Source organism: Pseudomonas sp. 2725 (genome assembly GCF_050434585.1).
Lineage (GTDB): Bacteria > Pseudomonadota > Gammaproteobacteria > Pseudomonadales > Pseudomonadaceae > Aquipseudomonas > Aquipseudomonas jessenii.
In genome coordinates this window covers 394968-415213 of record NZ_JBNDIV010000006.1, presented here as the reverse complement: position 1 = coordinate 415213, position 20246 = coordinate 394968, and the positions used below count along the sequence as shown (strand labels likewise).

Below are 20246 nucleotides of genomic sequence, written 5' to 3'. Positions count from 1 at the left end.
AGGCCTCATCGCGAGCAAGCTCGCTCCCACAGGGGATTTGCGGCGTTCACAGATCCAGTGTGGGAGCGAGCTTGCTCGCGAATGGGGCGCCGCAGCTCTAGAGGGGCTTGATTGCTGCCGGATTGATCATCCGCGCCAACCCGAGGTTCTTCAGTGCCAGCTGCAACGAGCTGTGAATCACTTGCGGGTTATCGATGGTCATGAGCTCAGCCAGCAATTCCCTGGCCTTGCTCAGGTTGATCTGGCGCAGCATCCACTTCACTTTCGGCAAGTTGGTGGCGTTCATCGACAGGCTGTCGAACCCCATCGCCATCAACAGCACCGCCGCCGCCGGATCACCGGCCATTTCACCGCAGATGCTCACTGGCTTGCCTTCGGCGTGGGCATCACGCACCACGTTCTGCAGCGCCTGAAGCACCGCCGGGTGCAGGTAATCGTAGAGGTCGGCCACTCGCGGGTTGTTGCGGTCCACGGCCAGCAGGTACTGGGTCAGGTCGTTGGAACCGACCGACAGGAAATCCACTTGCCGCGCCAGTTCTTTGGTCTGGTACACCGCCGCCGGAATCTCGATCATCACGCCAATCGGCGGCATCGGCACGTCGCAGCCTTCGTCGCGTACTTCGCCCCAGGCGCGGTGGATCAGGTGCAGCGCTTCTTCCAATTCATGGGTGCCGGAGATCATCGGCAGCAGAATCCGCAAGTTGTTCAGGCCTTCGCTGGCCTTGAGCATGGCACGGGTCTGCACCAGGAAGATTTCCGGGTGGTCGAGGGTGACGCGAATGCCGCGCCAGCCGAGGAACGGGTTATCTTCCTTGATCGGGAAGTACGACAGTGACTTGTCGCCGCCGATGTCCAGGGTACGCATGGTGACGGGTTGCGGGTGGAACGCAGACAGTTGCTCGCGGTAGATCGCCAGTTGTTCCTTTTCGCTCGGGAAACGCTGGTTGATCATGAACGGCACTTCGGTGCGGTACAGGCCCACGCCTTCGGCACCACGCTTCTGCGCACGCGCCACATCCGCCAGCAGGCCGGTGTTGACCCACAGCGGCATGCGGTGGCCATCGACCGTCACGCACGGCAGATCGCGCAGCGCATCCAGCCCCAGGGCCAGTTGTTTCTCTTCCTCGACCACCTCGGCGAACTGCTTGCGCAGCACTTCACTCGGGTTGGTGTAGACCTCGCCGTGGTAGCCGTCGACGATCATCTGGATGCCGTCGACCTTGGAGTATGGCAGGTCGACCAGGCCCATCACGGTCGGGATGCCCATGGCGCGGGCCAGGATCGCGACGTGGGAGTTACCGGAACCGAGTACCGACACCAGGCCGGCCAGCTTGCCTTCCGGCACCTCGCCGAGCATCGCCGGCGTCAGTTCTTCGCTGACCAGAATGGTGTTGTCGGGGTAGACCAGGGTTTGCTGGCGCTCTTCCTGCAAATAAGCCAGCAAGCGACGGCCGAGATCCTTGACGTCGGATGCACGCTCGCGCAGGTAAGCGTCGTCCATCAATTCAAAACGATTGACGTGATCGGTGACCACCTGGCGCAACGCGCCCTGGGCCCACTGGCCGGTCTTGATCACGGTGGTCACTTCGCTGCCCAGCGCAGCATCGTCGAGCATCATCAGGTAGACGTCGAACAAGGCCCGCTCTTCCGGGCGCAACTGCGTGGCAAGCTTGGCGGACAAGGTGCGCATGTCGGCGCGCACGCCCTCGATGGCGGTCTTGAACAGCCCCAGTTCAGCGTCGATGTCGGTGATGGTCTTGTCCGGCACCACGTCCAGGTCAGCGGGCGGCAGCATGACCACCGCAGTACCGACCGCGGCACCCGGCGAGCCCGGCACGCCGACGAACTTGGCTTCCTGGATGCCCTTGCCCTGACGACCCAGGCCACGGATGGAGCCTGTGGCCTCGGCATGGGCGATAACGCCGGCCAACTGCGCGCTCATGGTCACGAGGAAGGCTTCTTCCCCTTCATCGAACTGGCGACGCTCTTTTTGCTGGATGACCAACACGCCGACGACGCGACGGTGGTGGATGATCGGCGCCCCGAGGAACGAAGCGAAACGCTCTTCACCGGTTTCGGCGAAGTAGCGATAGCGCGGGTGGTCCGCGGCGTTTTCGAGGTTCAGGGGTTCTTCACGCGTGCCGACCAGACCCACCAGACCTTCGTTGGGGGCCATGCTGACCTTGCCGATCGAGCGCTTGTTCAAGCCCTCGGTGGCCATCAGTACGAACCGGTTGGTCTCCGGATCAAGCAGGTAGACCGAGCAGACCTGGCTGCCCATGGCCTCTTTGACGCGCAACACAATAATCCCCAACGCCGCCTTGAGATCCTTGGCGGAGTTAACTTCCTGGACGATCTTGCGCAGCGTATTGAGCATGGCTCGGGGTCGAACTCCGTCGTCAGTCGCGCGCTAAAAGGCGCGGGGCAAGCTCTTTGAGAGCGCGTCGATACACCTCGCGCTTGAATGTCACCACCTGGCCCAACGGATACCAATAGCTGACCCAGCGCCAGCCATCGAATTCCGGTTTACCGGTCAAATCCATCCGCACCCGCTGCTCGTTGGAGACCAGGCGCAGGAGAAACCATTTCTGTTTCTGGCCGATGCACAGCGGTTGGCTGTGGGTACGTACCAGACGTTGCGGCAAACGATAGCGCAACCAGCCCCGGGTGCAGGCGAGAATTTCAACATCTTCGCGCTCAAGGCCCACTTCTTCGTTCAGCTCGCGGTACAAGGCGTCTTCTGGCGTCTCTTCGGGGTTGATTCCCCCCTGCGGAAACTGCCAGGCATCTTGATTGATTCGGCGAGCCCATAGCACCTGGCCGGCGTCATTCGTCAGAATGATCCCGACATTGGGGCGAAAACCATCGGGGTCGATCACGGCAACAACCTCGCAAACGCATGTCGCCGCATTGTTCCACAAAGGTTGTGAAGGCGGCAACGAAGGTTCCTACCTTATGTGCACTCTTGTGAAAAGACCGTATTCTTGTCGCCTTTTTACTGACTTTTCAGCGGGTAACTGCAATGCGCCTGGCTTTATTCGATTTGGACAACACCCTTCTGGGCGGTGACAGCGATCACGCCTGGGGCGATTACCTGTGCGAGCGCGGCTTTCTCGACGCCGTCGCCTACAAGGCTCGCAACGATGCGTTCTACCAGGATTACCTGGCCGGCAAACTGGATAACGCTGCTTACCTGAACTTCTGCCTGGAAGTACTCGGCCGCACCGAAATGGCCACGCTGGATCAGTGGCACAGCGATTACATGCGCGACTGCATCGAACCGATCGTGCTGCCCAAGGGACTTGAGCTGCTGAAGAAGCACCGCGACGCCGGCGACAAACTGGTGATCATCACTGCGACCAATCGCTTCGTCACCGGGCCCATTGCCGAGCGCCTGGGGGTCGAAACCCTGATCGCCACAGAATGCGAAATGGTCGATGGCCGCTACACCGGGCGCAGCACCGACGTGCCGTGCTTCCGCGAGGGCAAGGTAACGCGCTTGAATCGCTGGCTGGAGGAAACCGGGTTTACGCTGGAAGACAGCTACTTCTATAGCGATTCGATGAATGATTTTCCGTTGCTGGAGCAGGTGACCCATCCGGTGGCGGTCGATCCGGATCCGAACCTGCGGGCCGAGGCCGAGAAGCGTGGCTGGCCGGTGATCAGCCTGCGCGGTTGATATCGCCTTACTGTAGGAGCGAGCTTGCTCGCGATGGTCGTTAACGATAACGCGGGGCACCTGATGCCCCGCGGCGATCTTGAGTTTTTCGCGAGCAATCGAGCGTCGACCGGCTGCTCCTACACAGGCTTGGCGCCCATCAACCCCGCAATGGCGACAAAGCAGACAAAGCTGAACAACGCCAAGGCAAAGGTGAATTTCCCCACGCCACCCGGTGTCTTGCGCAGTTTGTTGAGCCGCACCAGCAGCCAGAACCACGCCAGTGCCGCCACGGTGTACAGCACGCTGGAGGCCAGCAACCAGGTCTGCCCCAGCGGCCAGCCCACCAGGTGCACCATCCACCAGCCGGTAAACGGCATGCTCAGCAGCGCCAGGCCCATCAGCAGCCAGACAAACACCCTTGGCCGCTGCAAGGTGCGACTACCCGCCGTCGCGTCACCCTTGCGCCGCGCCAGCAAAACCCAGACTCCCAGCCCCAGCGCACAAGCCAGCAGTACAACTGTCGCCACCATGTGCGCCGCTTTCAGAGCAGTTAACGTTTCCATTGTCAGATTTCCTTATTGCCTTGCCCGTCAGCGTAGCCGTTCAGCCAAGAAACAGCTGATAGGCCGGGTTGTCGCTTTCGTCCCAGTACGGGTAACCGATTTCTTCCAGCGCCGCCGGCACCAGGTGGCGCTCGTCGTGGGGCACCTGCAGGCCCGCGACGACCCGGCCATCCGCCGCGCCATGGTTGCGGTAGTGGAACATTGAGATGTTCCAACGCCCGCCCAGCTTGTTGAGGAAGTTGAACAGCGCGCCCGGACGCTCCGGGAATTCGAAACGCAGAATCACTTCGTCGACCACATGCGCCGCACGCCCGCCGACCATGTGGCGGATGTGCAGCTTGGCCAGTTCGTTGTCGGTCAGGTCCAGCACCGGGAAACCCTGCTCGCTCAGGCTGGCGATCAGCGCGCTGCGCGGGTCGTTTTCCGGATGGGTCTGCACGCCGACAAAGATGTGCGCTTCGCTGCCGGTGTTGTAGCGGTAGTTGAATTCGGTGATCTGGCGCTTGCCTATGGCCTCGCAGAACGCCTTGAAGCTGCCCGGTTTCTCGGGAATGGTCACGGCGATGATCGCTTCGCGGCCCTCGCCCAGCTCCGCACGCTCGGCGACGTGGCGCAGGCGATCGAAGTTGACGTTGGCCCCGGAGTCGATGGCCACGAAGGTCTGGCCGCTGACGCCGCGTTGCTCGACATACTTCTTGATCCCGGCCACGCCCAAGGCGCCGGCAGGTTCGGTGATCGAGCGGGTATCGTCGTAGATATCCTTGATGGCGGCGCAGATTTCATCGGTGCTGACGGTGATCACTTCGTCGACATGGTCTTTGCAGATGTCAAAGGTGTGCTGACCGATCTGGGCCACCGCAACACCGTCGGCGAAGAGGCCTACGGTCGGCAGTACCACGCGCTCGCCGGCCGCCATGGCCGCTTGCAGGCAATTGGAGTCATCCGGTTCGACGCCGATGATCTTGATGTCCGGGCGCAGGTACTTCACGTACGCCGCGATGCCGGCGATCAGGCCGCCACCACCCACCGGGACGAAAATCGCATCCAATGGCTGCGGGTGCTGGCGCAGAATCTCCATCGCCACGGTGCCCTGCCCGGCAATGGTGTGGGGATCGTCGTACGGGTGAATGTAGACGTAGCCTTTTTCGTCGACCAGTTTCAGCGAGTAGGCCAGGGCTTCCGGGAACGAGTCGCCGTGCAGCACCACTTTGCCGCCACGGGAGCGCACGCCTTCGACCTTGATCTCCGGGGTGGTCTTGGGCATGACGATGGTCGCTTTCACGCCCAACACCTTCGCCGCCAGGGCCAGGCCCTGGGCATGGTTGCCGGCCGACGCGGTGACCACGCCGCGAGCGCGCTCTTCGTCGCTCAACTGGGTCAACTTGTTGTAGGCGCCGCGAATCTTGAACGAGAACACCGGCTGCAAGTCTTCGCGCTTGAGCCAAATGCTGTTGCCCAGCCGCTCGGAGAGCTGGCGGGCAGACTGCAACGGAGTTTCTACGGCAACGTCATAAACGCGCGAGGTGAGGATCTTTTTGACGTACTGTTCAAGCATCGGAAAGCATCACTGAGCGGGTTGGGCAGGACCACGGAGTCTAACCCGGCTTTTGTCCGTACGACCACCTGTTGTCGGAGCGAGCTTGCTCGCGAGAAACCCAAAGGCGCCGCGGGGTACCTGGTTTTACGCGTTATCGTTCAAGTCCATCGCGAGCGAGCTCGCTCCTACAGGAATCGGGAACGCACCTGATCTGCCAATCGGGCAATGACCTTCCCCGCCCCGAAGCCTATAATGCCGGCCTTTCGTCCCCTCCCAGGCACCCCGGAGCCCGCATGAACCAGGATCAACTCAAACAGGCAGTGGCTCAGGCCGCCGTCGACTTCATCCTTCCGAAACTCGACGACAAGAGCATCGTCGGGGTCGGCACCGGCTCCACCGCCAACTGCTTCATCGACGCGCTGGCTAAGCACAAGGGCGCATTCGACGGCGCCGTCGCCAGTTCCGAAGCCACCGCCGCGCGTCTCAAGGGCCACGGGATTCCGGTGTACGAACTGAACACCGTCAGCGATCTGGAGTTCTACGTCGACGGCGCCGATGAAAGCGACGAGCACCTGAACCTGATCAAGGGCGGCGGCGCTGCCCTGACCCGCGAGAAGATTGTCGCGGCCGTGGCCAAGACCTTCATCTGCATCGCCGACGCCAGCAAACTGGTGCCGGTCCTCGGTACTTTCCCGTTGCCGGTGGAAGTGATCCCGATGGCCCGCAGCCACGTGGCCCGCGAGCTGGTGAAGCTCGGCGGCGACCCGGTTTACCGCGAAGGCGTGCTGACCGACAACGGCAACATCATCCTCGACGTGTTCAACATGCAGATCACCAATCCGGTGGAGCTGGAGACGCAGATCAATGCGATCGTCGGCGTGGTCACCAACGGTTTGTTCGCGGCACGTCCGGCGGATCTGTTGTTGCTGGGGACCAGCGAAGGCGTGAAGACCCTGCGCGCTGAGTAACCAAGACCGCCCACATTTTTTGTGGGCAGATGAAAAACCTGTGGGAGCGGGCTTGCTCGCGAAAGCGGTCTCTCAGTTGATATCTCTGTCGACTGACACGACCCCTTCGCGAGCAAGCCCGCTCCCACAGTCGTTTTGGGGTGTTAGTTAGAGTTGCGTGGGTTTCTTGAACACGTAGAACAGGTTCGGCTCGCTGACGATGTACAGCGTACCGTCGTCGTCCACGGCGATCCCCTCCGCTTGCGGCACGGTTTTTTGCAGGCCATGGCGTCCCTTGCTCAATGACATTGTGCTCAGCGGCCGCCCATCCACATCCAGCTCCAGAATCAATCGCGACTCATCCGACAGCGCCAGCAAATGCCCGCTGCGCTCATCGTATTGCAGGCTCGACAGATCCCGCACGAACATCCCGGCATCACGCTTGGGGTCGTTGATCACGTGCACCGAGTAGGATTCTTCAGGATTGAAGCGCGGAAAACCGTGCACCTCGTAGATCAGCATCGGGTTGCGCTCCTTGGCGACGAACAGGCGCTTGCCGACTGAATCGTAAGCCAGGCCCTCGAAGCCCTTGTTGCCGCCCATGTGAACGCCAATGGTCATCTGCTCGGCATCTGCCGCATCAACGAAAGTGGTGTCCTGCTCCAGACGAATCTTGATCAGCCGCTGCTGACTTTCGTCAGTGACCACGTAGATATCTTCGCTGATGAACTCCACCGCCTCCGGATCGCCGAAACCGACCAGCGCCACACGACGCAAGATCCTGCCGTTGAGCGACAACTCGATCAGCTCGCTTCGTTTGTTGGTGACGGTGAACAGGCTTTTGCGTACCGGGTCGTAGGTCAGCGCTGAAACGTTGTCGGCCAGGCCATCGATCACCTGCGCCTCGGTCACGACCTGGTATTGGTCCAGGCCCATCGACCGGGAACTCACCGGCTGCCACAGCGTATGCAGATTGAACCAGGTACGCTCGAACAGGCGCATGTACTGGGCGATCGCTATCAATGCGATCAGCAAGATCACCGACAGGATCAGGATCAGGGATTTGGGGCGGGCAAATCGACGCATTCGGGTGGGCTCGGGGTCAAAACAGGCGGATGAAATATCACGCCCGTCTGAACTGAAGCTTAATGGCCGCTGGCCTTTTACGTACAGGCAATCAGCGCAGGCGTTGGTTACTTCTGTTTTTCGAAGCGATAAAACAGGTTCGGCTCACTCACCATGTACAGCGTGCCCGCTTCATCCATGGTCACGCCTTCGGCACGGGGAATGGTTTTTTTCAGGCCGTTGAAGCCACGCAGCAGGGTGATAAAACTGACCTGCTCACCCTTCTTGTCCAGCTCCAGCAACAGGTGCGAGTCGGCGGACAACACCAGCATGTGGCCAGTCCGCGGGTCGACGGCCAAGGCAGACAGGTTGCGCATGTCCAGTGCATGGCTGGCCAGCTTCAGCTTGTCGCCGGTCAGGACCTTGCCGTCACCTTTCCAGGCAAACAATGCCGGCGGGCGCTCTTCGCCCAGCAGCAGTTGCTGATTGCTCGGGTCCCAGGTGACACCCTCGAACGCCTTGTTCTGGTCGCTGGAAGGCCCGAGGTCGTATTTCGGGAAGTCGGCCATATTCAATTCGCGGGTATCGGCATCGACCTTGACGATAGAGATCAGATGCTCGCGCTCATCGACAATGGCCAGCCGGCCGTCGCCCAGCACGGTGACGCCCTCAGGGTTGCTCCAGCCCACCAACGGCATTTTGCGCAGCACATCGCCCTGCAAGTTCAATTCGACCAGGAACGGGTTCTTGCCCATGACCGAAAACAGAGTCTTGGCCTGAGGGTCGTAGACCATGTCCGATGCTTCATCCTTCTCCATGCCCGGCAACGGCTTGGCGTCGATCACCGCACGATAGTCCGGCAGCCAGATGCTCGCCTGTCGCTCGGCCGGGCTCTTGAATTGCTCTTTCACCCAGAGCACGGCCCGCGCATCCCAGTGCATGGCAAATGCAACGCCGTAGGCGACAACGGCCACCAGCAGTAGCCAGGTGTGCCAACGCAGGGCGAAGCGCGAACGGCGGACAGGTTCAAGCGTGGAAAGCGGAGAAGTGGCCATCGGGGAATGCGTTCCAGAAATTCAGGCTAGGGGTAATAGCACAGTTTGGGGCCGGCTCAGAGGCCGAAAGCCCTGAAATTATCCAGACTGGATGTGAAAAAAACGGGAAATGACAGGGTGAGCCATCTACAGGCCACCACAAAACCAATGTGGGAGCGGGCTTGCTCGCGAAAGCGGTGTGTCAGGCAACACTTAGTCGACTGTCACGCCCTCTTCGCGAGCAAGCCCGCTCCCACAGGGTTTGGCGGTGCCTGGACTAGCGAACGCTGCTGGTGAAACTGCTGGCGCCCGTCAATTCAAGAACGATCTCGTCACCGACATTCAGCGGGCCAACGCCCACTGGCGTGCCGGTGAGGATCACGTCCCCGGCCTGCAACGAGAAGCAGCCGGCCATGTGCTGGATCATCGGCACGATCGGGTTGAGCATCGCGCTGCTGTTACCGTCCTGGCGCACTTCACCGTTGATGGTCAGGCGGATGCCGATGTCGGTCAGGTCGGCAAACGTGCTGCCGGACACGAACGGAGCAAGCACTGCCGCGCCGTCGAAGGACTTGGCGATTTCCCAGGGCAGGCCCTTGGATTTCAGCTCGGCCTGCTTGTCGCGCAGGGTCAGGTCCAGGGCTGGAGCGAAACCGGAGATGGCGTCGAGCACTTCTTCGCGGCTCGGTTTGGTCGACAACGGCTTGCCAATCAACACCGCGATTTCTGCTTCGTAATGCACCGAACCGCGCTCGGTCGGAATGCTGAAACCACCTTCCAGCGGCACCACGCAACTGCCCGGCTTGATGAACAGCAGTGGCTCGGTCGGCACCGGATTGTCCAGTTCCTTGGCGTGTTCGGCGTAGTTACGGCCGATGCACACCACTTTCCCCAACGGGAAGTGAATGCGCGTACCGTCGACATACTGGTGCTGATAGCTCATTACCGACTCCTGCTTCGTTGGCTCTTAAAGTTCGAAAATCAAACAGCGAAAATCTTGCCCGGGTTCATGATGCCGTTCGGGTCGAACACCGCCTTGACCGCTTTCATGTACTCGATCTCGACCGGCGAGCGGCTGTAGGTCAGGTAGTCACGCTTGGTCATACCCACGCCGTGCTCGGCGGAGATCGAACCGTTGTACTTCTCGACGGTTTCGAACACCCACTTGTTGACGGTGGCGCACTTGGCGAAGAACTCATCCTTGCTCAGGTTATCCGGCTTGAGGATGTTCAAGTGCAGGTTGCCGTCGCCGATGTGGCCGAACCAGACGATTTCGAAATCCGGGTAGTGTTCACCGACGATCGCGTCGATTTCCTTCAGGAATGCCGGAACTTTCGATACGGTGACCGAAATGTCGTTCTTGTACGGCGTCCAGTGGGAAATGGTTTCGGAGATGTATTCGCGCAGCTTCCACAGGTTCTGCAACTGGGTTTCGCTCTGGCTCATCACGCCGTCCAGCACCCAGCCCTGCTCGACGCAGTGCTCGAAGGTTTCCAGGGCGTGGTTGGCCACTTCTTCGGTGGTCGCTTCGAATTCCAGCAGCGCGTAGAACGGGCAATCGGATTCGAACGGCGCCGGCACATCGCCACGGGCCATGACTTTGGCCAGGGCTTTGTCGGAGAAGAATTCGAAGGCGGTCAGGTCAAGCTTGCTCTGGAAGGCGTGCAGCACCGGCATGATCGAGTCGAAATCGGCGGTGCCGAGGACCATGGCGGTGAGGTTTTTCGGCGCGCGGTCCAGGCGCATGGTCGCTTCGACCACGAACCCGAGGGTGCCTTCGGCGCCGATGAACAGCTGACGCATGTCGTAGCCGGTGGCGTTCTTGATCAGGTCACGGTTCAGCTCCAGCACGTCGCCCTTGCCGGTGACCACTTTCATGCCGGCAACCCAGTTTCGGGTCATGCCGTAGCGAATCACCTTGATCCCGCCGGCATTGGTGCCGATATTGCCGCCAATCTGGCTCGAACCTGCCGAAGCGAAGTCCACCGGGTAGTACAGGCCGTTTTCTTCGGCCACGTTCTGCAGGTGCTCGGTGACCACGCCAGGCTGGCAAACGGCCGTGCGGTCAGTGAGGTTCACGTCGAGGATCTGGTTCATGTAGTCGAACGACACGACCACTTCACCATTGGCCGCCACCGCTGCCGCGGAAAGACCGGTACGACCACCCGACGGCACCAGCGCCACCTTGTGTTTGTTGGCCCACAGGACTATGGCCTGGACCTGCTCGGTGGTCTTGGGGAACACGATGGCGGTCGGGGCCGGGGCGAAATGCTTGGTCCAATCCTTTCCGTAAGCATTCAGGGAGTCGGCATCGGTCAGCACCTTGCCAGGCTCAACCAGGGTCTTCAGCTCTTCAATCAGGGCAGGATTGGTCATCGACAGAACTCTCGAACAATTCATGGTCATCCTGAGAACGCTTCACGTCGCAGGAATGAGTGTTTAGCGGGGTGCATATGCTAGCATAACGACCCCGCAGGATAGTGCCCAAGGGCTGTTCTGCGGTGACGGCTTTCCTGCCGTGCGGGTCAGCTCCGGGCTGCTCCCTTTCCTGCCATTTTTCTCCGGGATACAGGTTTACGCAGATGAGCAAGACTTCTCTCGATAAGAGCAAGATCAAGTTCCTTCTTCTCGAAGGCGTCCACCAATCGGCTGTCGACGTCCTCAAGGCGGCGGGCTACACCAGCATCGAGTACCTCACTGGTTCTCTGCCGGAAGCCCAGCTCAAGGAAAAGATCGCTGATGCTCACTTCATCGGCATTCGCTCCCGCACTCAACTGACCGAAGAGATCTTCGATCACGCGAAGAAGCTCGTGGCTGTAGGGTGTTTCTGCATCGGCACCAACCAGGTCGACCTGGACGCGGCCCGCGAACGCGGCATCGCGGTGTTCAACGCACCGTACTCCAACACCCGTTCCGTAGCGGAGCTGGTGCTGGCCGAAGCGATCCTGCTGCTGCGCGGCATCCCTGAGAAGAACGCTTCCTGCCACCGTGGCGGCTGGATCAAGAGCGCGGCCAATTCCTTCGAGATCCGCGGCAAGAAGCTGGGCATCGTCGGTTACGGCTCGATCGGTACTCAACTGTCGGTCCTGGCGGAAGGCCTGGGCATGCAGGTGTACTTCTACGACACCATTACCAAGCTGCCACTGGGTAACGCCACTCAGGTAGGCAACCTGCACGAGCTGCTGGCGATGTCCGACATCGTTTCGCTGCACGTACCGGAAACCGCCGCCACCCAGTGGATGATGGGCGAGAAGGAAATCCGCGCCATCAAGAAAGGCGGCATCCTGATCAACGCCGCCCGCGGCACCGTGGTCGAACTGGACCACCTGGCGGCTGCCATCAAGGACAAGCACCTGATCGGCGCGGCCATCGACGTATTCCCGGTGGAGCCACGCTCCAACGACGAAGAGTTCGAAAGCCCACTGCGTGGCCTGGACAACGTGATCCTGACCCCGCACATCGGTGGCTCCACCGCTGAAGCCCAGGCCAACATCGGCCTGGAAGTGGCGGAAAAACTGGTCAAGTACAGCGACAACGGTACGTCGGTATCGTCCGTGAACTTCCCGGAAGTGGCCCTGCCGGCTCACCCTGGCAAGCACCGCCTGCTGCACATCCACGAAAACATTCCGGGCGTGCTCAGCGAGATCAACAAAGTCTTCGCCGAAAACGGCATCAACATCTCCGGTCAGTTCCTGCAGACCAACGAGAAGGTTGGCTACGTAGTGATCGACGTCGACGCCGAGTACTCGGACCTGGCGCAAGAGAAGCTGCAACACGTCAAGGGCACCATCCGTAGCCGTGTGTTGTTCTGATCGCGACTTGAGCGACAAAAAAGGGAGCCTTCGGGCTCCCTTTTTCATTCACGCTACAACGTTACTTGACGTTGACGGTGATCTTCTCGGAAACGATCGGCGGATCGAACGGCATGTGGTTGCTATCGCCCAGTTCAAGCTGCAAGGTGTGTTTGCCCGGCGTGAGCGTTACTTCAGCCTGGGTCTGCGCGTTGCCGAAATGCTGGTGGTTGGCATCTTTGGGAATCGGCGCACCGGCGGCTGGCAGTTCGTCGACGTCGATCAGCAAGTGGTGATGACCGGTGTTCTTGGTGGTATTGCCCGCCGGTGCCAGGGCAACGTTCTCGACAGCGAACTTGACGACGACCGTCTGTGGAACCGTCGCGCCATCCTTGGGAGACACGATGGACACTTCGGCGCCCTTCGGAGCCGGCGTTGCACTGGCCAGCACCGAAACACCCATCAACAGGCCAGCCAAAGCAGCACGTGACATAAAGGTTTTCATTCTCTTCTCCAGTTTTTCCGTAAAATTCGCGTGACCATGACAACTTCACGGCCATTCGTTGTCGAAGGCACTCGACAACCATAGCAAAGCGAGCCTGAATCAGAGGATCGCGATAATAAATTCAAAGGAGTGACCATGCGCTTTCTGCCTGGCCTGATCTGCCTGCTACCCCTTCTGAGCCCTTTGGCTCATGCCGAATTGATTGATGACGTCAACGACCGGGGCGAATTGCGCATTGCCGTTGAAGCCAACACTCCCCCGTTCAATTTCAAGGATGACGACAAGCTCACCGGCTTCGAAATCGAGTTGGGCCAACTGCTCGCAAGTGAACTCGATGTCCGGGCCGACTTCGTCGTCACCGACGGCAGCGATCTGCTGACCGGCGTCGAAAGCGGCAAATACGACATCGCTATCAACCACATAGCAGTGACCCCGAATCTCAAGGATCGTTTCGACTTCAGCGAACCTTACATTCAAACCAATGCGCAATTGATCGCGCAGAAAGAAGAGCCTCGCTCCATTTTGCTGGTCCAATCGCTGACGGAAGAGAAGCCCAAAACCAACCCGGCCGTGAACCTGGCGATTCCGTTTCAGAAGGGTAATCCGGCGTTCCAAGCCAGCCTGGAAAACGCATTGCAACGGATCAAGGATGATGGGCGACTGCAAGCGCTGGAACAGAAGTGGCTGGGGGCGGATGCGGGTGTGACACCCAAGCCGAAAGAACAATGAAACCCAACTGTGGGAGCGGGCTTGCTCGCGAAGGCGGTGTATCAGTCAGCATCCCTTTCTACTGACATGCCCCCTTCGCGAGCAAGCCCGCTCCCACATTGGTTTTGTGTTGGTTGTCAGTCCAGCGTCAATAAAGCCTGTGCCGCCTGCGGCAACTCCAGCTCACTGAACACCTGCACCCCGTGACGGTTGAGTAGCGCCGCCGTCACGCCCTCGCCACTGACTTTCACGCCGCTGAACGTTCCGTCATAGGTCAGCAAATTGCCGCAGGACGGGCTGTTGGCCTTGAGGACGGCGATGCGGATGCCATGCTTTTTTACCAGTTCCAGTGCCTGATACGCCCCCGACAGAAACTGCGCACTAACGTCCTCGCCCTCGGTGGTGATCACCAACGCCTGGCCATCGAGGACTTGCGTGCCCTGCCCGCCTGGAATTTCCGCCGCCGCCCGAGGTGTTGGCAATCCACCAGCCACCTCGGGGCACAACGGTATGACCCGACCCTCATCAAGCCACTGCTGAAGCTGATCGAACGGCCCACTGGCCCCGCCGTCGTAACGAACCCTGTGGCCCAACAGGCAGCGGCTGACGAGAATTTTCTGCATGATCAGAACGGCTCGTTGCCGCGCCGGCGGAACCAGCCGGTCAGCGACAGGCGATCCCGGGTCGCGGGCAAGACTTCGTGGGGAACCTCGCCGGAGAGAAACACCACCAGGCAGCCACCGACAGGTTCCACGTCGTAGACGCGATCATTGTCGAGGTACATGCGCAACTGGCCGCCGTGTTCGGGAAGCCAGCCGTCATTGAGATAAACCACCGCCGAAACCATGCGCCGGTCGTCATCGCGAAAACGGTCGACGTGCTTCAGGTAGAAGGCGCCGGGCGGGTACATCGCAAAATGGCTTTCGAAATCCTCCAGGCCGAGAAACAGACCGCGATTGATCGCCTCGCGCAGGCTGTCCATCAAACTCAGATAGCTGTCGCACGCCTCGGCCTGGCCGGGGTCGATCCACTGGATATGGTCGCCACGAATCCCTTCGCGGATCTCCGATGACGGCCCACGGCCCACGGCGGCCGGAGCCAGCTGACCCTCGGCAGCACGTTTGCGACACTCGGCCGCCAGCTCTCGGGTCAAGTCCTGAGGCAGGAAAATATTCTGCTGCGACCAGCCGTGCTCGGCCAGGTCGTCGACGATTCGTAGCAGCAGCGGGTGATCAGAGGATATTTGCATGGCGCGCATAGTATTCCTGTGCCCGGAAATCCGACAGAGCCGCGCAGCGGGTTGATACGAATTCTCGACAAGCAGGGGTGCCACACGGAGAATAGTCGCCTGCTGACTGGAGTCCCTATGCGCCGTTTGCTTTTATCCCTGCTGATGTTTTGCGTTTTGCCCGCCTGGGCAGACGGCCACGATCAGTTGTACAAGGTCGCCGGCTGGCCGGAACAACGCGCGCATTTCAGCGATGCCCTTTCGGCTGCTCAGCAACGCTACCAGGGCAGCCTGCCCCCGGCGGTGTTTCAGGCACTGGTCAGCAACAGCAATCAGCGTTTTTCCCCCCAGGCCGTGGACCAGCGCGCCGAAGCGCAATTGCGCAAGAACCTCGCTGACCCCAAACCCGCGCTGACGTTTTTCCAGTCGCCCCTGGGCAAGAAAATCGTCGCCGCCGAGTTGCTGGCGACCCGTCGCGACCAACTGGCAAAAAACGCCAAGGGTCTGCCGAAGATGCAGGCCAGCGACAGCCGCATGTTGATCATCGGCCATTTGGCACAAGCCCTGCCCGCACGCGAGGCCGGCGCGGAAGTCAGCCTGGCGATTGCCGGGGTTGCCGCCGACAGCCTGAGCTCGATGATCCCGGGATTGCTCGGTGCCGGTCAGGCCCAGGGTATGCTCAACGGCCAGCGCCAGCGCCTGATGGAGCAGATCGGTAGCGACCTTAACAACACACTGCTGTATGTCTATCGCGACCTGTCGGACAACGAACTGGAAGAGTTCGCGACCTTTGCCGAATCGGCGGAAGGCCAGGCTTATTATCAAGCGGCGCTGGCGGCGATTCGGGCGGGGTTGGCGGTGGGGCAGAGCAATTCGAACTTGACCCAGTGATTTTCGTTTCGACCGCTTTCGCGAGCAAGCCCGCTCCCACATTGGATCTGTGCACACCGCCCCTCTGTGGGAGCGGGCTTGCTCGCGAAGGGGCCAGAACAGGCGCTAGGAATTACGGCCTTTTATCCGCCTGGTCAAAAACCCGAAATACTCCTGCCGCATCACCAGCGTCTCATTCGCCAGATGATGTCGTGCCTCGGGCAGCATCAGCACCTGCGGCCGATCAAACTTGCCCCGCAACACTTCCAGGTTGTGCTCCCAATCCACCGTCATGTCGGCCTGCCCCTGCACGATCAGCGGCCGGCGGGTGCTCATGGGTGCGGCCTCGATGCGTTTGATCCAGCGCGCCAACGCACCCACCCAGGCTGTCGGCAGGCGCAACGGCTGCAACGGATCGGCCTGCAGAAACGGCAGAAAGGCCGGGTCGTTGGAGTTCTCGCTGAAACGCCGGGCGATGGCTTTGACGAAAGGCTTGAGCAGGTAGTAACTCAGTTGCGACCAACCCCACGCCCGCGGCCGCACCAGCGGCGACAGCAAAATCACCTGGCCCTGGGCCGGGCTGCTCGCCCCCGCATTCAACACATGATCGATCACGATCGCCCCGCCGGTGCTCTGCCCGCACAAGTGCCACGGCTGCGGCAAGTCGAGGGATTGCGCCTCGCGGAACAACCCTTGCAATGCGTCCTGATACTCGGCGAAATCCTTGATGCTCGCCCGTTCGCCACTGGACAGGCCATGCCCCGGCAAGTCGCAGGCAATCACCGCAAAGCCCTGGTCCAGCGCCCACTCGATCACATGCCGATAGAGCCCGGTGTGGTCGTAGAAACCGTGGATGACAAACAGCGTCGCCTTGGCTCGCTCGGGCCACCAGAACTGGCTGACCAGCTCATAACCGTCGACCTCGAATCGCCCAAGGCCGCTGCGCACCTGACGCGGGGCAAAATCCAGCCCGTAGAATCGCTGGTAAGCCTGTGCCTGCGCCGACAACGGCTGCCCGGCAGCCAATGGCAGCAGGCTTGCACGTAGAAGATCAGGGTCGAAAGTAGCCGGCATGGACGATTCCAGAACGTGAAACGGACTTTATAGGCCTGCGATATTCATCTGTCGCGGCAAGCATGGCAAGCTAGCCACCCTTCGAGGATTGAACCGATGCGCTCGCCCCTTCGCGCCCCCCTGTTTGCCAGCCTGCTCGCCGTGGTGTGTGCTGGCGTATTGTGGGCGGCCTACGACTGGTTTCAGGGGCGTTACCTGCGGGCGTTCAGCGAGCACACCGCGATGTTTTCCGGTGATCCGCTACGCCTTCCCGAATCCCTCGCCGGCCCTGGCGCCATCCGCCTTGTGCATTTCTGGGACCCGGCCTGCCCGTGCAATGTCGGCAATCAACAACACCTGACCGAACTGGTGGAGCGCTACCTACCCCATGGCGTGGAATTCTATGCCGTGCAAAAACCCGGTAGCCACGGCCAATTGCCGAGCACCTTGAGCAGCCTCAAAACCATCGACATCCTGCCCGGCTCAGAACAGATCCCCGCCAGCCCGGCCGTGGCGATCTGGGATCGCAGCGGCAAACTGGCGTACTTCGGCCCCTACAGCGAAGGCCTGACCTGCAACTCGAGCAACAGCTTTATCGAGCCGATCCTGCAAGCGCTGGATGAAGGCCGTGCGGTGAGTGCCACACACACACTGGCGGTGGGGTGTTACTGCCCGTGGCCTGTCGATCCAACTAAATAGGGAAAGACGGGGTAATACGAATCCCTCCTACGGGCGATGCGCCAAATCGGCACCCCGTGTTACACAGTGGCATCAGGAATCACAATAACAACAAGGACTCTTATGAAACGCAGCCTGACCGCTCTCGCTCTGTTGATCGTCGTGCTGGCCTCCGGAGCCGGCTGGTACCTCTACAGCAAGCAGCCGTCACGCCAGGGCATGGTGGAACTGCAACACCTGCAAGGCTCCGTCACCGTGCGCTACGACGAACGTGGCATCCCGCACATCCGCGCCGACAACGAAACCGACCTGTACCGCGCACTCGGCTACGTGCATGCCCAGGACCGCCTGTTCCAGATGGAAGTCCTGCGTCGCCTGGCCCGTGGCGAACTGGCTGAAGTGCTCGGGCCGAAGCTGCTCGACACCGACAAACTGATGCGCAGCCTGCGCATTCGCGAACGCGCAGAAACTTACCTGGCGAACCTCGACAAGCAGTCGCCCTCCTTCATCGCCTTGCAAGCCTATCTGGACGGCATCAATCAGTATCAGGACAGCCACGCCAAACCCGTGGAGTTCGAAGTGCTGGGCATTCCAAAACGCCCGTTCACGGCCCAGGACACCATCAGCATCGCCGGCTACATGGCCTACAGTTTTGCTGCGGCATTTCGTACCGAACCCTTGCTGACATTCGTGCGCGACCAACTGGGGCCCCAATACCTGAACATCTTCGATCTCGACTGGCAGCCCAAGGGCGTGCTCAACGGGACCGGCACCACCTTGGCCAGCGCCGACTGGAAAGACCTCAACGCCCTCGCCCGCTTGAGCGAACAAGCCCTGGCTGACAACGGCCTGCCACAGTTCGAGGGCAGCAACGCCTGGGTCGTCGCGGGCAGCCGGACCCAAAGCGGCAAGCCGCTGCTGGCGGGTGATCCGCATATCCGTTTTTCCGCGCCGTCGGTGTGGTACGAAGCGCAGCTCTCGGCGCCCGGCTTCGAACTCTACGGCCACTATCAGGCCTTGATGCCGTTTGCGTCGCTGGGCATGAACCACGACTTCGGCTGGAGCATCACCATGTTCCAGAATGACGACCTCGACCTGATCGCCGAGAAGGTCAACCCGGACAACCCCAATCAGGTCTGGTATCGCGGCAAGTGGGTGGACATGACGACCAGCGAGCAGCAGATCGCAGTCAAGGGCCAGGCGCCAGTCACCCTGGTGTTGCGTCAGTCGCCCCACGGGCCGATCGTCAACGATGCCTTGGGCAGCGGCGTCGGTAAAACGCCGATTGCCATGTGGTGGGCATTTCTCGAAAGCCAGAACCCGATCCTGGAGGGTTTCTACCAGCTCAATCGCGCCGACACCCTGGCCAAGGCCCGTGGTGCCGCGGCAAAAATCCAGGCCCCGGGCCTGAACGTTGTCTGGGCCAATGCCAAGGGAGATATCGGCTGGTGGGCGGCGGCGCAATTGCCTAAACGCCCGGCGGGTGTACGCCCGTGGTTCATCCTCGACGGCAGCACCGCCGAGGCGGACAAGGATGGCTTCTACCCGTTCAGCGCCAACCCTCAGGAAGAAAACCCGGCCCGGGGCTACATCGTCTCGGCCAACTTCCAGCCGGTGTCGCCAACCGGCATGGAGATTCCCGGCTACTACAACCTTGCCGATCGCGGCCAGCAACTCAATCGCCAGCTCAGCGACAAAGCGATCAAATGGGACCTGGAAAACAGCCAGAAACTGCAACTGGGCACCACTACCGCCTACGGCCCGCGTCTGTTGGCACCGCTGTTGCCGGTGTTGCGCGAAGTGGTGAGCGATCCCGCCGAACTCAAACTGGTGGAGCAACTGGCCCAGTGGAAAGGCGATTACCCGCTCGACTCGACCAACGCCACGCTGTTCAACCAGTTCCTGTTCAACCTGACTGACGCGACGATGCGCGATGAACTGGGTAACGACTTCTTCGAAACGCTGCTCTCGACCCGGGTGATCGACGCCGCGCTCCCCCGCCTGGCTGCCAGCGCCGATTCGCCGTGGTGGGACAACCGCAGCACCCTCGGCAAGGAAACCCGTGCCGACACGGTGAAGGCCGCCTGGCAAGCCAGCCTCGCGCACCTCAAGAGCACCCTCGGCGCAGACGCCTCGCAATGGCAGTGGGGCAGCGCGCACACATTGACCCATGGCCATCCGCTCGGGCAGCAAAAACCGCTGGACCTGTTCTTCAATGTCGGCCCCTTCGCCGCACCTGGCAGTCATGAAGTGCCGAACAACCTCTCGGCGAAGATCGGCCCAGCTCCGTGGCCTGTCACCTACGGCCCTTCGACCCGGCGCCTGATCGACTTCGCCGACCCGGCCCACAGCCTGACCATCAACCCGGTCGGCCAGAGCGGAGTCCTGTTCGACAGCCACTATGATGATCAGGCCGAGGCCTACGTCGAGGGGATGTACTTCCAGGCGCATCTCAATGAAGAAGAGGTCACGGCCAATACCCGCAGTACGTTGAAGCTGTTGCCGGCGCGGGCTGTACCATAGATTTTTGCTGGCCGGGCTGGCCTCATCGCGAGCAAGCTCGCTCCCACAAGGATCTGTGTCGAACACAAATTATGTGAACACCA

General features: G+C 60.9%; 19 protein-coding genes. 7 read left to right on the top strand and 12 right to left on the bottom strand.

What is annotated here, in order from left to right; translation table 11 throughout:
• Positions 1-97: 97 nt before the first annotated feature.
• Complete coding sequence (ptsP, locus tag ABIE16_RS19655; protein WP_057712870.1) at positions 98-2377, bottom strand: phosphoenolpyruvate--protein phosphotransferase; 2280 nt, start codon at positions 2375-2377, stop codon at positions 98-100.
• A 22-nt stretch (positions 2378-2399) separates the two neighbouring features.
• Positions 2400-2879 (bottom strand): RNA pyrophosphohydrolase, encoded by a 480-nt coding sequence (locus tag ABIE16_RS19650; protein ID WP_053163553.1) that lies wholly within the window; start codon positions 2877-2879, stop codon positions 2400-2402.
• A gap of 143 nt (positions 2880-3022) precedes the next feature.
• Here ABIE16_RS19650 and ABIE16_RS19645 point away from each other — a divergent pair, with 143 nt between their 5' ends.
• A complete protein-coding gene (locus ABIE16_RS19645) occupies positions 3023-3679 on the top strand; it encodes an HAD family hydrolase (RefSeq protein WP_150813768.1) in 657 nt (218 codons plus the stop codon).
• Between the two features lie 119 nt (positions 3680-3798).
• On the opposite strand, the gene ABIE16_RS19640 is transcribed toward ABIE16_RS19645, so the two are convergent.
• Positions 3799-4224, bottom strand: coding sequence for a DUF2269 domain-containing protein (locus ABIE16_RS19640; RefSeq protein ID WP_057712868.1), 426 nt, complete (start codon positions 4222-4224; stop codon positions 3799-3801).
• A gap of 40 nt (positions 4225-4264) precedes the next feature.
• On the bottom strand, positions 4265-5779 hold the full coding sequence (ilvA, locus tag ABIE16_RS19635; RefSeq protein WP_057712867.1) for a threonine ammonia-lyase, biosynthetic: 1515 nt from the start codon (positions 5777-5779) through the stop codon (positions 4265-4267).
• 275 nt (positions 5780-6054) lie between these two features.
• Here ilvA and rpiA point away from each other — a divergent pair, with 275 nt between their 5' ends.
• Positions 6055-6729, top strand: a complete 675-nt coding sequence (gene rpiA, locus ABIE16_RS19630) for a ribose-5-phosphate isomerase RpiA (protein WP_046039153.1) — start codon at positions 6055-6057, stop codon at positions 6727-6729.
• Positions 6730-6876: 147 nt separating this feature from the next.
• Here the strand turns inward: rpiA and ABIE16_RS19625 are convergent, their stop codons facing one another.
• The 4 genes from ABIE16_RS19625 to ABIE16_RS19610 all read right to left on the bottom strand — a co-directional run bounded on the left by ABIE16_RS19625 (position 6877) and on the right by ABIE16_RS19610 (position 11183).
• Positions 6877-7794, bottom strand: a complete 918-nt coding sequence (locus tag ABIE16_RS19625; protein WP_429521758.1) for an SdiA-regulated domain-containing protein — start codon at positions 7792-7794, stop codon at positions 6877-6879.
• Between the two features lie 107 nt (positions 7795-7901).
• Positions 7902-8828, bottom strand: coding sequence for an SdiA-regulated domain-containing protein (locus ABIE16_RS19620; RefSeq protein WP_429521757.1), 927 nt, complete (start codon positions 8826-8828; stop codon positions 7902-7904).
• A 256-nt stretch (positions 8829-9084) separates the two neighbouring features.
• A complete protein-coding gene (locus tag ABIE16_RS19615) occupies positions 9085-9750 on the bottom strand; it encodes a fumarylacetoacetate hydrolase family protein (protein WP_429521756.1) in 666 nt (221 codons plus the stop codon).
• Between the two features lie 38 nt (positions 9751-9788).
• Positions 9789-11183 carry an FAD-binding oxidoreductase gene (locus ABIE16_RS19610; protein ID WP_032829505.1) on the bottom strand — a complete coding sequence of 465 codons (1395 nt, stop codon included), beginning with the start codon at positions 11181-11183 and terminating at the stop codon, positions 9789-9791.
• Between the two features lie 206 nt (positions 11184-11389).
• On the opposite strand from ABIE16_RS19610, the gene serA reads away from it, so the two are divergent.
• A complete protein-coding gene (serA, locus tag ABIE16_RS19605; protein WP_007976393.1) occupies positions 11390-12619 on the top strand; it encodes a phosphoglycerate dehydrogenase in 1230 nt (409 codons plus the stop codon).
• 61 nt (positions 12620-12680) lie between these two features.
• Here serA and ABIE16_RS19600 read toward each other — a convergent pair whose 3' ends face one another.
• Positions 12681-13103, bottom strand: coding sequence for a DUF4399 domain-containing protein (locus ABIE16_RS19600; protein WP_057712864.1), 423 nt, complete (start codon positions 13101-13103; stop codon positions 12681-12683).
• A 135-nt stretch (positions 13104-13238) separates the two neighbouring features.
• On the opposite strand from ABIE16_RS19600, the gene ABIE16_RS19595 reads away from it, so the two are divergent.
• Entirely contained in the window at positions 13239-13832 is a 594-nt protein-coding gene (locus ABIE16_RS19595; protein WP_429521755.1) for a transporter substrate-binding domain-containing protein, read from the top strand.
• 116 nt (positions 13833-13948) lie between these two features.
• Here the strand turns inward: ABIE16_RS19595 and ABIE16_RS19590 are convergent, their stop codons facing one another.
• Positions 13949-14434, bottom strand: a complete 486-nt coding sequence (locus ABIE16_RS19590) for a DUF523 domain-containing protein (protein WP_429521754.1) — start codon at positions 14432-14434, stop codon at positions 13949-13951.
• 2 nt (positions 14435-14436) lie between these two features.
• On the bottom strand, positions 14437-15069 hold the full coding sequence (locus tag ABIE16_RS19585) for a 2OG-Fe(II) oxygenase (RefSeq protein ID WP_218494670.1): 633 nt from the start codon (positions 15067-15069) through the stop codon (positions 14437-14439).
• A 108-nt stretch (positions 15070-15177) separates the two neighbouring features.
• Here ABIE16_RS19585 and ABIE16_RS19580 point away from each other — a divergent pair, with 108 nt between their 5' ends.
• A complete protein-coding gene (locus ABIE16_RS19580) occupies positions 15178-15930 on the top strand; it encodes a DUF2059 domain-containing protein (RefSeq protein WP_223500734.1) in 753 nt (250 codons plus the stop codon).
• Positions 15931-16035: 105 nt separating this feature from the next.
• On the opposite strand, the gene ABIE16_RS19575 is transcribed toward ABIE16_RS19580, so the two are convergent.
• Positions 16036-16983 carry an alpha/beta hydrolase gene (locus ABIE16_RS19575; protein ID WP_429521753.1) on the bottom strand — a complete coding sequence of 316 codons (948 nt, stop codon included), beginning with the start codon at positions 16981-16983 and terminating at the stop codon, positions 16036-16038.
• Positions 16984-17079: 96 nt separating this feature from the next.
• Here ABIE16_RS19575 and ABIE16_RS19570 point away from each other — a divergent pair, with 96 nt between their 5' ends.
• Together ABIE16_RS19570 and ABIE16_RS19565 are read left to right on the top strand one after the other, a co-directional pair.
• The gene (locus ABIE16_RS19570; RefSeq protein WP_057712858.1) at positions 17080-17661 is read left to right on the top strand and encodes a DUF6436 domain-containing protein; all 582 of its coding nucleotides are present in this window, start codon (positions 17080-17082) and stop codon (positions 17659-17661) included.
• 102 nt (positions 17662-17763) lie between these two features.
• The gene (locus ABIE16_RS19565) at positions 17764-20163 is read left to right on the top strand and encodes a penicillin acylase family protein (protein WP_429521752.1); all 2400 of its coding nucleotides are present in this window, start codon (positions 17764-17766) and stop codon (positions 20161-20163) included.
• Positions 20164-20246: the final 83 nt, after the last annotated feature.